Annotated in this window: 1 pseudogene; it reads right to left on the reverse strand. The window is 64.8% G+C overall.

Going from position 1 to position 557, the window contains the following annotated elements:
- Positions 1–39 precede the first annotated feature (39 nt).
- Positions 40–557: pseudogene (locus tag APM_RS18320) on the reverse strand (transposase); the annotation flags it as partial.

Below are 557 nucleotides of genomic sequence, written 5' to 3' on the forward strand. Positions count from 1 at the left end.
ATTTTTGGGGCGTTGGGTCGGCGGTGCGTGGCCGCGGCTTCAGTCTGCGGGGTGTTCGCTGATGTTGTGGGGCAGCGCGATGCCGGCGGCCTTGAAGACATTGCCGACCTGGCCGGTGACGTGGGTCCTCGTGGTGATGACCTTGCCGCCCTTTTCGATGGTTGCCTGCTGGAGCCTGTCGAGATCGTTCAGCAACTTCTGCCATTCGGGCTGGAAGCCCCTGGCGCCGCATAGGCGGTTCAGTTCCTTGGCGAGTGTCAGGGCCAGGAAGGAACAGAAAACGTGGCCGCGGATCGCGGCGTCAGCCTGGTGAAAGATCGGCCTTGTATCGAAGCTGGCCTTGGCCGCGCGGAACAGGGCCTCGACCTCGAGCAGGTCGCGATACCGGATCACGGCCTGCAGGGGCGTGACCCTTGCGTTGGTCCTGAGCACGCTGAGGCCATCGAAGCGGGCCTCCTCGGCCAGCTTGCCCGGATCGATCTCGAAGGCGTTGCCGCGGCTGCGGAGATAACGTCGGTAGGCCGAGTTGCCGACCAGCGCCTTGTCGCCCTTCTTCA

It is taken from the genome of Acidiphilium sp. PM (assembly GCF_000219295.1).
Classification (GTDB): Bacteria; Pseudomonadota; Alphaproteobacteria; order Acetobacterales; family Acetobacteraceae; genus Acidiphilium; species Acidiphilium multivorum.